Origin of the sequence: Cryobacterium sp. TMB3-10 (assembly GCF_004402305.1) — a bacterium.
GTDB lineage: Bacteria > Actinomycetota > Actinomycetes > Actinomycetales > Microbacteriaceae > Cryobacterium > Cryobacterium zongtaii.
In genome coordinates this window covers 128192-140532 of record NZ_SOGH01000012.1, presented here as the reverse complement: position 1 = coordinate 140532, position 12341 = coordinate 128192, and the positions used below count along the sequence as shown (strand labels likewise).

Annotated in this window: 12 protein-coding genes and 1 pseudogene; 5 read left to right on the top strand and 8 right to left on the bottom strand. The window is 68.5% G+C overall.

The window, feature by feature from the left end; all coding sequences use genetic code 11:
* Positions 1 to 90: 90 nt before the first annotated feature.
* From E3T22_RS05415 to E3T22_RS05400, 4 genes are all read right to left on the bottom strand, one after another.
* The gene (locus E3T22_RS05415) at positions 91 to 1281 is read right to left on the bottom strand and encodes a CHAP domain-containing protein (RefSeq protein WP_088457021.1); all 1191 of its coding nucleotides are present in this window, start codon (positions 1279 to 1281) and stop codon (positions 91 to 93) included.
* A gap of 147 nt (positions 1282 to 1428) precedes the next feature.
* Complete coding sequence (locus E3T22_RS05410; protein ID WP_088457022.1) at positions 1429 to 1929, bottom strand: HNH endonuclease; 501 nt, start codon at positions 1927 to 1929, stop codon at positions 1429 to 1431.
* Between the two features lie 366 nt (positions 1930 to 2295).
* Positions 2296 to 2964 (bottom strand): C40 family peptidase, encoded by a 669-nt coding sequence (locus E3T22_RS05405; protein WP_134479881.1) that lies wholly within the window; start codon positions 2962 to 2964, stop codon positions 2296 to 2298.
* Positions 2965 to 3385: 421 nt separating this feature from the next.
* Entirely contained in the window at positions 3386 to 4093 is a 708-nt protein-coding gene (locus E3T22_RS05400) for a metal-dependent transcriptional regulator (protein ID WP_088457024.1), read from the bottom strand.
* Between the two features lie 74 nt (positions 4094 to 4167).
* Between E3T22_RS05400 and serC the strand changes: the two genes are divergently transcribed.
* The gene (serC, locus tag E3T22_RS05395; protein ID WP_088457025.1) at positions 4168 to 5283 is read left to right on the top strand and encodes a phosphoserine transaminase; all 1116 of its coding nucleotides are present in this window, start codon (positions 4168 to 4170) and stop codon (positions 5281 to 5283) included.
* A gap of 6 nt (positions 5284 to 5289) precedes the next feature.
* A pseudogene (locus E3T22_RS19340) lies at positions 5290 to 5460 on the top strand (DUF2530 domain-containing protein); the annotation flags it as partial.
* On the opposite strand, the gene E3T22_RS05390 reads toward E3T22_RS19340, so the two are convergent.
* The gene (locus E3T22_RS05390) at positions 5386 to 6246 is read right to left on the bottom strand and encodes a DUF3027 domain-containing protein (protein ID WP_134479883.1); all 861 of its coding nucleotides are present in this window, start codon (positions 6244 to 6246) and stop codon (positions 5386 to 5388) included. The pseudogene E3T22_RS19340 and the gene E3T22_RS05390 overlap by 75 nt on opposite strands.
* Positions 6239 to 6619, bottom strand: coding sequence for a cold-shock protein (locus E3T22_RS05385; protein WP_088457027.1), 381 nt, complete (start codon positions 6617 to 6619; stop codon positions 6239 to 6241). Before E3T22_RS05385 ends, E3T22_RS05390 begins: the two co-directional genes overlap by 8 nt.
* 94 nt (positions 6620 to 6713) lie before the next feature.
* On the opposite strand from E3T22_RS05385, the gene E3T22_RS05380 reads away from it, so the two are divergent.
* The 3 genes from E3T22_RS05380 to E3T22_RS05370 all read left to right on the top strand — a co-directional run bounded on the left by E3T22_RS05380 (position 6714) and on the right by E3T22_RS05370 (position 10580).
* Entirely contained in the window at positions 6714 to 6989 is a 276-nt protein-coding gene (locus tag E3T22_RS05380; RefSeq protein ID WP_088457028.1) for a hypothetical protein, read from the top strand.
* A 5-nt stretch (positions 6990 to 6994) separates the two neighbouring features.
* Complete coding sequence (locus E3T22_RS05375; protein WP_134479885.1) at positions 6995 to 8842, top strand: helicase-associated domain-containing protein; 1848 nt, start codon at positions 6995 to 6997, stop codon at positions 8840 to 8842.
* A 79-nt stretch (positions 8843 to 8921) separates the two neighbouring features.
* Entirely contained in the window at positions 8922 to 10580 is a 1659-nt protein-coding gene (locus tag E3T22_RS05370) for a DNA repair helicase XPB (RefSeq protein WP_088457030.1), read from the top strand.
* A 39-nt stretch (positions 10581 to 10619) separates the two neighbouring features.
* On the opposite strand, the gene E3T22_RS05365 is transcribed toward E3T22_RS05370, so the two are convergent.
* Positions 10620 to 11339, bottom strand: a complete 720-nt coding sequence (locus E3T22_RS05365) for a pyrimidine reductase family protein (RefSeq protein WP_088457031.1) — start codon at positions 11337 to 11339, stop codon at positions 10620 to 10622.
* Positions 11339 to 12247 carry a dihydropteroate synthase gene (folP, locus tag E3T22_RS05360; RefSeq protein WP_134479887.1) on the bottom strand — a complete coding sequence of 303 codons (909 nt, stop codon included), beginning with the start codon at positions 12245 to 12247 and terminating at the stop codon, positions 11339 to 11341. The genes E3T22_RS05365 and folP overlap by 1 nt, the downstream gene beginning before the upstream one ends.
* Between the last annotated feature and the right edge of the window lie 94 nt (positions 12248 to 12341).

Below are 12341 nucleotides of genomic sequence, written 5' to 3'. Positions count from 1 at the left end.
TGACCGGGAAAGTTTAGCCGTTATCCGCGCCGGTTGAGCGCAGGTACGCCGGGCTGCCCTCGTTCGGAGGCGGGCACGCCGCGACAGGAACTAGGTCGGCGGGTAGAGGTAGACCGGAACCTCGCTGACCGGCACTGTACGCGTGTGATAAGCGTGCGAGCCGTTCCAGTTGTATTCCTCGAGCACAACGGTGCCGTCCCCCGGCACCGACTGAACATAGGCGACGTGGTTGTAGGTGAACCAGGCCACGGCACCCACGACGGGTGCCTTGCTGCTGGCCCAACCCTTGTTCGCCCAGGCGTTGGCCCAGGCGGATGCGTTGCCGCCGCCGGGAGTCATCGTCGACCAGGTCCACTTGAACGGGCCGGTGGCGCCGGCGTCGCGGTTGAGCCGCCAGGCCACGAAGTCCACGCACTCGCGGTAGTAGTAGCCGAGCGGGGAGAACCCGCCGCCCTGGGATTCGGTGGCGGCGTCCCGCCAGGGGTAGTCGTCACCCTCGGCCCGGATGCCGACCACGGCGTACTCGGCCGCGGAGCTGCGGGTCTCTTCGGCAACCTGCTGCTGCTCGAGGTCCGCCGCGATGTTCGCCTCGATCTCGTCGAGTTCGGCCTGGCTCGTGGCGGTGAAGCTGTCGGCCGAAATAGTCACGGCGGCAGCGGCGGCGCCCACGGTGACGGCCTGGGTGTCCCCGGAGGCCTTGGCAGTGAGAGCGGTCGAGCCGCCCTGCGGGGTGAACGCGTAGGCGGGCAGCGCGGCAGTGAGGAAAATGGCCGGGATCGCCAGCAGGGTAACCATCTTCGCGAACTGCTTGCGGCGCTTGACGGGCCGCCGGGCGGGACCGGTGCGGGCGCCGGCGGGTGCCGTGGACGGTGCGGATGGCGTGGAGAACGGCCGGAACCGGGCCGGGCGGACCGCACGCGGCGGAACGGTGTCGTCCTGGGCTGACGACTCGTCGGCCCAGGTGCTCGCGCTGCCGACGATGACGGCGAGGTCCGGGGACACCGACCGGATCGAAACCGGCGGTACGGGAACCGCGGTGACGACCATCGCCTCGGCGGAAATGACAGCGGACTCGGCGGTGACGTCGACGGACTCAGCGGAGACTTCAACCGACTCGGCGGAAACGATGACGGCCTCGGCGGGCACGACAACGGCCTCGGAAGAAACGACGACGGCGGAAGTGCCGGATGCCTCAGCGGCTGCGCGCTGGGCCCGGGCCTCGCGGCGCGAAGGTAACGCGCCGACGCCCTCAGGCGAGCCGGCGGGGCCGGAATGAGTCACAGATAATCCTCTAAACAGCCACTACCGGAAGGGGGGACTTTTCAACTGTAGGCGATGCGTGGGCGGCTGTCACGTTGAGCGTTACGTTTTCGTGACAATGGCACTACAAAGGGGTGCACATCCACAAAGTCGAGCCGAGCGATGAGACTACGCGGCGGCCGGCGCGAGGAACTCGTCCCACTGCGGCAACGGTCGTTCCACGCCACTGACCACCCAGGTGGTGCCCTGCGGCATCCGGGGGTCGAAGCGCAGGTCCCAGCCCATTTCGGCGGGTGTGCGGTCGCTCTTGAGGTTGTTGCAGCGCAGGCAGCAGGCCACGAGGTTGTCCCAGGTGTCGCGGCCGCCGCGTGACCGCGGCTGCACGTGGTCGATGGTGCTGGCGTTCTTGCCGCAGTAGCCGCAGCGGTGGTCGTCGCGCCGCAGCACTCCGCGCCTGCTGACCGGCACGGCCCGCGACCGCGGCAGGCGCACGTAACGGGTGAGCAGGATGACGCTGGGCCGCTCCCACGACTCCGTCGCCGCCCAGACCGGGTGCCCCTGGTCCGCCTGAATGATTGTTGCCTTCTGGTTCATGACGAGCACGAGTGCCCGCTTGAACGACACGACCGCGAGAGGTTCATATCCCGCGTTGAGGACCAGTGTGCGCATGCGCTCCCTTTCGAAAAAGGCTGGACGGCTTCCAGCCATTCGAACTGCTGTCTGGCGTCGACGGGGAGGAGACGCGGGCAAACAAAAAGGGCGTCGTCATCATGACAACGCCCCATGGGCTTCGGTGTGCTCGGGGCACACGACACCCAGACAGATTTGACTGCTGTGCCGCAGCGCGAAGTGTCCGCGCACATCCATGGTGTGGATCGTGCGTAGCTTGCGCATTGGCTCTCCCAAAATCCCGCAGAACATCAGGGCATCAGGTTAACCCACAAATGGTGCGCTACGAAAACGTGTCGCACCATTTGTGCTATGCGTAACCCAGTGTTTACCCGGGCGGTCTCAGGAGCGGCCAGATCAAACGGCTCAGATGCCCAATCGCACGATGTAATAGTCAGCGGTCCAGATCGGCTGTACCCGCACCGCCGCCCCTTCGTACGGCGCGTGCAGGATGTTGCCGTTGCCGGCGTAGAACCCGTCGTGGCCGTCCATGATCACCAGGTCGCCCGGCTGGGCATCCGCCAGGTCGATCCGGGTGCCGGCCGCGCCCTGTCCGGTGGAAGAGTGAGGCAGGGAGATGCCGAACTGTGCATATACGTACATCACGAAGCCGGAGCAGTCGAACCCGGCCGGGGTGGCACCCCCGTACACGTAGGGAACGCCCTGATATTGCAACGCAACGCTGTAGACCGACGAGAGGCTGAAGCTCGGGTAGGCCGAGCTGGCCAGGTAGTCGGCCGCCGACGGGCCGGTGAACGACTCCGCATAGGTGGTCATTGAGGTCGCCGCGGCCGCTCGCGCGGCCTCGGCGGCCTCGGCGGCCTCGGCGGCGTCGATCTCAGCCTGTGGCGTGGCCGCGAAGGCGTCCTGGGCGACCGAGACCGAAGCGGCACCGTCATCGACGGCCACCCCCTGGGCGCCCGCCTGGGTCAGCTCGGTGGCGTCCGTGGCCGCGAAGTTACCCGCGGGGTCCGCCGGGGCGAACGCGTAGGCCGGCAGCGCCATGGTGGCGACGAGACCGGTGGCCAGGCTCATTATCACGACCGGACCCACTGTGCTGCGGAGTCTGGATCGCCTGACGGGCTCCCCCGGCCTCATGACGATGCGCGGCCCCACCTCGGATTGTGTCGCGCGCATCGGATCGGCCGGAGCGGGGCGTATGGCCACAGCAGTGGCACGTCGACCGCGGCTGGACAGTCTTCTTCTTAACAGAGTCAATTCGGACCTCCGGCGCCTCGACAACACTAGGAAGTTGCCCCGTCCAGGTGCGAGTGAACGCGTGAATTTCCGCAGCAAGCGACGGGAAGGGTAGAGACGTCTTGCGCGGGCCCGACGATCGGTCTCTGATCTGTGGGCAGGTCGAGGCTACGTGACCGAATCCGATTTGTCACCCAAAATGGACGATTTCTAACGAATTGGTAACAGGACGGTGAATTTCGCCGGAAATCCGGTCCGGCTAGGAGCCGGTGACGGGGGTGGTCACGAAGATGTGACCGGCGACCTCGTTGGGTAGTTCCAGGCCAGCGCCGAAGCCCTCCACCTGCACCAGTACGTAGGAGCCCACGGCGGAGAACACACCGGTGTTGCCCGGCAGAACACCGGACTGCTTGAGCTGAGCGAGGAGAACCGGGTCGAACTGCACGGGCTCCCCCAGCCGACGGATGACGGCAGTCACGGGGGCCTCCGACGCCGCGACGACGTCGAGCAGGTTGGTGACGCCCGCCATGAATGCCACGGCCGGGGAGTCGCCCAGTTCGTCGAGGCCGGGAATCGGGTTTCCATACGGGGATTCGGTGGGGTGACCGAGAATTTCGAGGATCTTGCGCTCGACCTGTTCGCTCATCACGTGTTCCCAGCGGCAGGCTTCGTCGTGGACGAACTCCCACTCGAGACCGATGACGTCGCTGAGCAGGCGTTCCGCGAGGCGGTGCTTGCGCATCACATGCACGGCCTTGGTGCGGCCGGTGAGAGTGAGCTCGAGGTGCCGGTCGCCGGAGACGACGACGAGACCATCGCGCTCCATCCGGGCGACGGTCTGGGACACCGTCGGTCCGGAGTGACCCAACCGCTCGGAGATGCGGGCCCGGAGGGGAACGATGTTCTCCTCCTCGAGGTCGAGGATGGTGCGGAGATACATTTCGGTCGTGTCGATAAGGTCAGTCATCCGCAGCCTCCCGCTCGGCCATATGTGCAACGCCACAACACTACCCGTGCGAGGCGGGCAACTAGAATCCTGTTATGCCGGACCTACAGATCCCCACAGAATTGCTGCCCGCCGATGGACGTTTTGGCTGCGGCCCGTCCAAGATCCGTCAGGAGCAGCTGGACTACCTGTCCGGCGCCGGCGCGAGCATCCTGGGTACCTCCCACCGCCAGGCACCGGTGAAGAACCTGGTCGGGCGCGTCCGCACCGGCCTCACCGACCTGTTCCGCGCCCCGGAGGGCTACGAGCTCGTCATGGGCAACGGCGGCTCGACCGCGTTCTGGGACGCTGCCGCGTTCTCGCTCATCGAGACCCGCGCCCAGAACCTCGTTTTCGGTGAGTTCGGTGGCAAGTTCGCCGCCGCCGCCGCCGCGCCGTTCCTCACGGCTCCCGATGTCATCAAGGCCGCCCCCGGCTCGCGCGCCACCGCCGTACCCACCGAGGGCATCGACGTGTACGCCTGGCCGCAGAACGAAACGTCTACCGGCGTGATGGCCCCGGTCACCCGGGTGCACGGAGACGCTGGTGCCCTGACCGTCATCGACGCCACCAGCGCCGCCGCCGGCATCGACTTCGAGGCCGACCAGGCCGATGTCTACTACTTCGCTCCGCAGAAGAACCTCGCCTCTGACGGCGGCATCTGGCTGGCTCTGTTTTCCCCCGCGGCCATTGAGCGCGTCGAACGCATCGCCGCCAGCGGGCGGTACATCCCCGAATTCCTCAGCCTCAAGAACGCCATCGACAACTCCCGTCTCAAGCAGACGCTCAACACGCCCGCCGTGTCGACCCTGCTGCTGATGGAGAACCAGCTCGACTGGATCAACGGCAACGGCGGCTTGGCCTGGGCGTCGGCGCGCACCGCGGAGTCCTCCTCGGTGCTCTACGACTGGGCCGCGACCGTGGACTACGCGACGCCGTTCGTGACCGACCCGAGCCACCGCTCACAGGTCGTCGCCACGATCGACTTCGACGACGCGATCGATGCCGCGGCCATTGCCAAAATCCTGCGTGCCAACGGCATCGTCGACACCGAGCCGTACCGCAAGCTCGGTCGCAACCAGTTGCGTGTCGCCACCTTCACGGCCATCGACCCGGCGGACGTGCGCAAGCTCGTCTCGTCGATCGAATACGTAGTGGCCAACCTGGGTTAGTCGCCCATGCGTTTCTGGCTCAGAGACAGCGAACGGCGGCCCGACCCGCTGCCCGCCCGCGCTAATGCGCGGAAAGCGGTGGCAGCGGGTTCGGTCGGCTGGCTAGTGCTGCTCGTGCTGGCCGTCGTCTTCCGAGCTGAACTGAACGACGCCGGCCTGGGCTGGTGGCTGTGGTGCGCCGTCATCGGTCTGGGCCTCGGCCTCTGCGGACTCGGCTTCGTGCTGTTCAGACGCCGCTAGCGCCTCGTCCACGTCGATCCCGTCGAGAACGTCGACGCCGTTGTCGACGGCGTCGTCGGACTCTGCGCTCTCGTCGTCGTCGTCACTGTCGTCGTCGTCGTCACTGTCGTCGTCGTCGTCACTGTCGTCGTCGTCATCATCATGATCGTCGTCGTCGCTGTCGTCATCGTCGTCGCTGTCGTCGCTGTCGTCGTCGTCGGACTCGGCGAACCCGGCGGCAGCCAGCTCCTCGGCGACCTTGGAGTCAGCGAGCCGGTCGCTCCACGGCACCCATTCCGGAGCGAGCAGGGCATCGTCGCCAGGCATGAGTTCGGTTTCCAGCACCTGCGGCTCGGAGTCGCCGTCGACGCGGGACAGGCTGACCGTCCAGCGCCAGCCCGGGTAACCGGTCATCAGGCAGTCGAAGAGCAGCGACAGCACGTGCTCACCCTCGACGATGTAACCGAGCGGTTCACCGATCGTGTCGGCCGGGGTGATCAGTTCGAGAGCGGACCTGGCCTGGTCGACGGCGGCCACGAGCACCTCATCGGCCTCGAAGACCTCGTCGTCGGCAACGTCGTCGGCGTCCTCGGCGGGACCGTCCCCCGTCGCACCCGCCCGGCCGTCGTCGACGACAGTGGTCTCGTCGGCCGTGGGTTCGTCGACGGGAGCCTCAGCCGCCGGGGTGTCGGTCGGAACGACCGGCGGGGCCTGGGGCGGGGTGGGGTCGAAAGGATTAAGCATCCAGTTCCTCGGCGACCTTGCGCAGCACGGCCGCGATCTTCTTGCTGTGCGCGGAGTCGGGGTACCGACCGCGGCGGAGGCTCGAGCCGATACCGTCGAGCAACTTCACCAGGTCCTCGACGATGATGGCCATGTCGTCAGCCGGCTTGCGGCTGAGCTTGGCCAGGCTCGGCGGAGCCTCGATCACGCGCACGGACAGCGCCTGAGCGCCGCGCTTGCCGTCGGCGATGCCGAACTCGAGCTTCATCCCGGCCTTCACCGTCACTCCGGCGGGCACTGCGGAAGCGTGCAGGAAGACCTCGTGGCCTTCATCGGACGTGATGAAGCCAAAGCCCTTCTCCTCGTCGTAGAACTTGACTTTGCCGGTGGGCATCTGAACCTCGCTGTGATTTTGAGGCGCGCAGAATACGCGCCGCTTCACTCAGCATATTCCGTTGTAGCTGACTATGCCCCGTATCCTTAGGTCTGTGACCACTCAAACTCCCCACGACCCCGGCCGGCTCGAGAAGATCCTGGCCTACATGGTTGCGGGTGTGGTCGGGCTGTCCATCCTGGCCTTCCTCGCCGTGATTCTCGGCACCGCGGCCGGGGCCGGCGACAACGACGGATTCAGCAAGGGCGTCTGGCCCGCCGTGCTCACTCTGCCCCTCTTCGGTCTTCCCCTCGGCTTCCTGTTGATCATCGCCCTGATGGTCGTCAGCGGAGTCCGCCGTGCTCGCGAGGCTCGACAGAAACTGGAGTAACCGACATGCTGACGCTCGCCTCACGCCTCCGCGCACTGAACGACGCAGCACTGCGCCGCACTATCGTGCTCCGATCGATTCCCCCGCACGGCATCCACGACTTCTTCGACCTCGCCGAAGCGCTCCTCGAGCCCGCAGCGATCCAGTCGACGCTCGCGCACCTGGACCGCAGCACCCTCGCCGTTCTGGCCGTGGCCGGCGAACTGGGCGCCGCCCCGATGGCCGAACTTGTCGAACGACTGGCCGACCTCGGGCACGACACCCTGAACGCCGACGACATCTCCGCTCGCGTCGACCGCCTCGACGAGCTGTTGCTCCTGGTGCGCACAGGCGACACCGTGCGGCCGTATGCAGCCGTCGCCGAACGCCTTCGGTCCTGGCCGGAGGAAGGTCTGCCCAGCGCCGCCGAGCTGGCCGGGGTGCCCGCCCCCACCCCACTGGCCCCGCTCTCGGCCACCGACAGCCGTTTCACTGAGCGACTGGCCGCCGAGCGTGCCTTCACCGCCGTCTCCTCGATCGCCGAACTCCTCACCGAACTCAGCCAGGAGCCGGCCCGCGAACTCAGTCGGGGCGGCCTCGGCCTGCCGGACACCAAACGTCTTTCCGTCGCCATGCGGGTCGACCTGGACGCCGTTGCCCCACTTGTGGGCATCGCCGCCCGCGCCGAACTGGTCACCCTGGGCTCCGGTTACTGGTCGGAGTCCGCCGAGGGAGTGGCCTGGCTGCTCGAGAACGCACCGGCCCGTTGGGGCGTGCTGGCCGCATCTTGGCTGGCTGCCCTGCCCGCCGACGTCCGCCAGATCGTCGCCGAGCGGCCCGGCGTGGCCTGGGGCGATGCCCTGCACCGTTTTGTGGACTGGCTGTACCCGGCCGGCGGCACCTGGATGGATGACCGCATCGCCGACTTCGCTCACGAGGGCGAGCTGATCGGCATCACCGCTCGCCAGTCCACCAGCCCGGCCGGCGCCTCAGTGCTCCGCGGCGACATCGACGCCGCCATCGCCGCCATCACCGCGTCGCTGCCCGCCGAGGTGGGTACCGTCTACCTGCAGCACGATCTCTCGATCGTGGCCCCCGGCCCGTTGTCAGCCTCGATCGACGCCCGGTTGCGCACCTTCGCGGATGTCGAGAGCCGCGAGCTGGCGTCCAGCTACCGGTTGAGCGGTGCGTCGGTCAACCGCGCCCTCGCGACCGGCGACGACGCAGACTCCATCCTGCACTTCCTGGCCACGATCTCGCTCACCGGTGTCCCGCAGCCGGTGGACTACCTCATCCGTGACGCCGCCAGCCGGTATGGGACGGTGCGGGTGGGCCGCATCGACCCGGAGGACCCGGCCGGGCCCAGCTACATCGCGTCCGAGGACACCGCGGTGCTCGGCGCCATCGCCGTCGACCAGACGTTCACGGCGCTCGCGCTGACAACGGTCTCCCCCAGCCGCCTCACCAGCCCCCATCCCGCCGGCACTGTGTTCTGGGCGCTCACCGACGCCCGCTACCCCGTCGCCGCCGAGAACGCGGCAGGTGAGGTGGTGCATCCGCGCCGGCACCCCGTCCTCCGTTCGAGCCGGGTGGAGATACCGGACCCCACGGTCGCGCTCGTCGAGGAGTTGCGCGCCACCGACGGCGGCGAGGCGAAGGCCGCGCACGCCTGGCTGGCCCGGCAATTGGATTCCGCCATCAAGCACCGGCAGACGGTGCTGGTGAGCGTGCAGATGCCCGGCGGCGATGTGGTGGACTACCTCCTCGAACCGGCCAGCGTCGGCGGCGGCCGGTTCCGCGCCCGGGACCGTCGGGCCGATATCGAGCGCACACTGCCGCTCTCCAGCGTCGTCAGCATCGTCCCCGCTCCCTGACCCGGCGGCGGGGCCGGTCGGGCGCACCCCCGTACGCGGGTAGGTACGGTCACAGCCCACGGGCGTAGCATTGTTGCTTATGTCCGATGGCCCGCTGATCGTCCAAAGTGACCGCACGGTTCTGCTCGAAGTCGCGCACCCTCTGGCCGAGGATGCCCGGCACGACCTGGCCGTGTTCGCCGAACTGGAACGCGCGCCGGAACACATCCACACCTACCGCATCACCCGGCTCGGCCTCTGGAACGCCCGCGCCGCCGGGCATGACGCGGCCAACATGCTGGCCACGCTCGAGAAATACTCCAAGTTCGCGATTCCGCAGACCGTCACGGTCGACCTCGAAGAGACCGTGGGCCGCTACGGCCGCCTGGTCATCGACCGGGACCCCGAGGGCCAGCTGGTGCTGCGCAGTCTCGACGCGCCGGTGCTCACCGAGGTGGCCGGTGCGCGGCGCATCGCCCCGCTGCTGATCGGCCAGCCCACCCCGGACTCGTTCCTGGTGGCGCCGTGGGCGCGCGGGCAGCTCAAGCAGGAGCTGGTGAAGCTCGGCTGGCCCGCCGAGGACCTCGCCGGCTATACCCCGGGCACCCCGCACGACATCGCGCTGCTGGAAGACGGTTGGGCGCTGCGTGACTACCAGCACAAGGCCGTGGCGAACTTCTTCGAGGCCGGCTCCGGCGTCGTGGTGCTGCCCTGCGGCGCGGGCAAGACCCTCGTGGGCGCCGGCGCGATGGCCACCGCCAAGACCAACACCCTGATCCTGGTCACCAACACGGTCTCTGCCCGGCAGTGGCGCGACGAGTTGCAGAAGCGCACCACCCTCACGGCGGAGGAGATCGGCGAATACTCCGGCCAGGTCAAGGAGGTCAAGCCCGTCACCATCGCGACCTACCAAATCCTCACCGCCAAGCGGAAGGGCGAGTACGCGCACCTCGAGCTGCTCGACGCCATGGACTGGGGCCTGGTGATCTACGACGAGGTACACCTGCTGCCCGCCCCGGTGTTCAAGCTCACCGCCGAGTTGCAGGCCCGGCGCCGGCTCGGCCTGACCGCCACCCTGGTGCGCGAGGACGGCCGCGAGGGCGACGTCTTCAGCCTGATCGGGCCCAAGCGGTTCGACGCCCCGTGGAAGGAGATCGAGGCCCAGGGCTTCATCTCCCCCGCCGCCTGCTTCGAGGTACGCATCGACCTGCCCCACAGCGAGCGGCTCCGTTACGCCGCTGCGCCCGACGACGAGCGCTACCGGATGGCCGCCACCGCGCCGGCGAAGCTGGACATCGTCAAGGAGCTGGTGGCGATGCACCCCGGCGAACGCATCCTCGTGATCGGCCAGTACCTCGACCAGATCGACGAGCTCGCCGAGGCCCTGCAGGCGCCCAAGCTCACCGGGGCCACGCCGGTGGATGAACGCGAACGGCTGTACCAGGCGTTCAGGGTGGGAGAGGAGAACCTGCTCGTGGTGTCGAAGGTGGCTAACTTCTCGATCGACCTGCCCGAGGCCTCCGTCGCCATCCAGGTATCCGGATCCTACGGGTCCCGGCAGGAGGAGGCCCAACGCCTCGGCCGGCTGCTGCGCCCGAAGGAGTCCGGCCTCACCGCCAGCTTCTACACCCTCGTCGCCCGCGACACCGTCGATCAGGACTTCGCCCAGAACCGCCAACGTTTCCTGGCCGAGCAGGGCTACTCGTACACGATCCTCGACGCGCACTCCCTCGCCCGTCCCACCGTGGCCGCGAACTGAGAGAAAAGCCCCAGAATCGCCAAGTTTTAGGGGCTCAGCTCACAGTTCGCGGGCGCGAAGGTAGCGCAGCAGCAGGGTGTCGCCGGCCGGGAGGGCGTGGGCCAGGCGCATCCGGCGCGGCGATGCGTCCGGCGCGCCGGCGATGCGCGCTGCCCGGCCGGACTCCAGCAGCGGGGCCAGGGTGAGGCAGAGCTCGTCCACGGCATCCGCGGCCAGGAGTGAGCCGAACAGGCTCGGGCCGCCCTCGCAGAGCACCTGCGGGTAGCCCCGCGCGGTGAGCGCGCGCACCATCAACGCATGGTCGACGGATGCCTCCCCGCAGACCCACACGTCGGCCACCGCGGCGAGCGCCGCCCGGCGTTGGGCGGGGGCCTGGGCGTGGGTGATCACGATCGGCCGGGTGGCGGCGGCGGTGAACACCGGGTGCGCCGGGTCCAGGTCGAGACGGCCGGACACCAACGCCACCGGCGGGTGCTCCGGTAGCGCGTGGGCAACTCGCCAGGCCACCGCCTCGTCGGTGAACCGGATGCCCCCGTAGCCCTCGGCGCGCACGGTGCCCGCACCGACGAGGATCACGTCGGTGAGCATCCGCACGGTGTCGAAAACCAACTTGTCGGCGTCGTCGCCGAGCCCGCCGCTCAGGCCGTCGTGGGTGGCGGCGCCGTCCAGGCTGCTGATGAAGTTCACCCGCAGGTGCGGGGCGGACCTGTCGTGCACCGTGTAGCGGGCCAGCACGTCGCCGGGATCGATGGCGCTCATCAGGTGAGGTTGTGGCGCAGGTACGCCGGTTCGCGCCAGCCGAGAATAGCTTCGGTCATCCGCACGGCGTCCACCGCGGCCGCCACGTTGTGCACCCGCACGATGCGGGCGCCCTGCATGATGCAGTAGACGACGGCGGCGAGGGTGCCCTCCACTCGCTGGTCGCGGCCCCGGTCGAGGGTCTCTCCGATGAAGTCCTTGTTCGAGACCGCCACCAGCGTGGGCAGGCCGAGCGTGGTGATCTCCGCCAACCGGCGGGTCAGCTCGAGGGAGTGCCGGGTGTTCTTGTTCAGGTCGTGCCCGGGATCGATCACCAGCCGGTCGGCCGGCATCCCGTGGTCGAGGGCGCGCTGCACCCTGGCCTGCAGGAAGCCGGACACCTCGGCGGCGACGTCGGTGTACTGCGGCGCCGGGTACGGCGTGCGGGGCCGGGCCAGGCTGTGCGTGATCACCAGAGTGGCGTCGCTGTCCGCGACGACCTCGGCCATCCGCGGGTCGTGCACACCGGTGGTGTCGTTGATCACGTGCGCGCCGGCGTTGATGCTGGCCTTGGCCACGTCGGGGTCGAAGGTGTCGACGGAGATCACGACGCCGGTGCCCCGTAGGGCGGCGACGACGGGTACCACCCGGTCGATCTCCTCCGCGACCGGAACGGCCGGACCCGGGGCGAACTTGGCCCCGCCGATGTCGACCCAGTCGGCGCCGTCGTCGATGGCCCGATGTGCCGCCGCCACGGCCTGATCGAGCGCGAAAGTGGCGCCCTGATCATAGAAGGAGTCCGGCGTGCGGTTGATCACCGCCATTACCGCCACCTCACGCGCGAAGTCGAAGTCACGCCCGTTGATGCGGCGCCGGGGCACGTCCAGCCGGGGCCGGATGACCCCGGTCGGGTCGGTCGAGCTGACCATCTGACTCCTTGTGGTGTTGGGCCGCGGTGCGACGGCGACGGGTGTGCGTTCAGGCGGCGCCCGGTGACGGATCGAGCAGGTCTTCCCAGGCTAT

Coding starts and splice junctions, on each gene's coding strand:
- E3T22_RS05410 (WP_088457022.1), bottom strand. CDS start 1,929: ATGCGCACACTGGTCCTCAACGCGGGATATGAACCTCTCGCGGTCGTG.
- E3T22_RS05405 (WP_134479881.1), bottom strand. CDS start 2,964: ATGAGCCTGGCCACCGGTCTCGTCGCCACCATGGCGCTGCCGGCCTAC.
- E3T22_RS05400 (WP_088457024.1), bottom strand. CDS start 4,093: ATGACTGACCTTATCGACACGACCGAAATGTATCTCCGCACCATCCTC.
- serC (WP_088457025.1), top strand. CDS start 4,168: ATGCCGGACCTACAGATCCCCACAGAATTGCTGCCCGCCGATGGACGT.
- E3T22_RS05390 (WP_134479883.1), bottom strand. CDS start 6,246: ATGCTTAATCCTTTCGACCCCACCCCGCCCCAGGCCCCGCCGGTCGTT.
- E3T22_RS05385 (WP_088457027.1), bottom strand. CDS start 6,619: ATGCCCACCGGCAAAGTCAAGTTCTACGACGAGGAGAAGGGCTTTGGC.
- E3T22_RS05375 (WP_134479885.1), top strand. CDS start 6,995: ATGCTGACGCTCGCCTCACGCCTCCGCGCACTGAACGACGCAGCACTG.
- E3T22_RS05370 (WP_088457030.1), top strand. CDS start 8,922: ATGTCCGATGGCCCGCTGATCGTCCAAAGTGACCGCACGGTTCTGCTC.
- E3T22_RS05365 (WP_088457031.1), bottom strand. CDS start 11,339: ATGAGCGCCATCGATCCCGGCGACGTGCTGGCCCGCTACACGGTGCAC.
- folP (WP_134479887.1), bottom strand. CDS start 12,247: ATGGTCAGCTCGACCGACCCGACCGGGGTCATCCGGCCCCGGCTGGAC.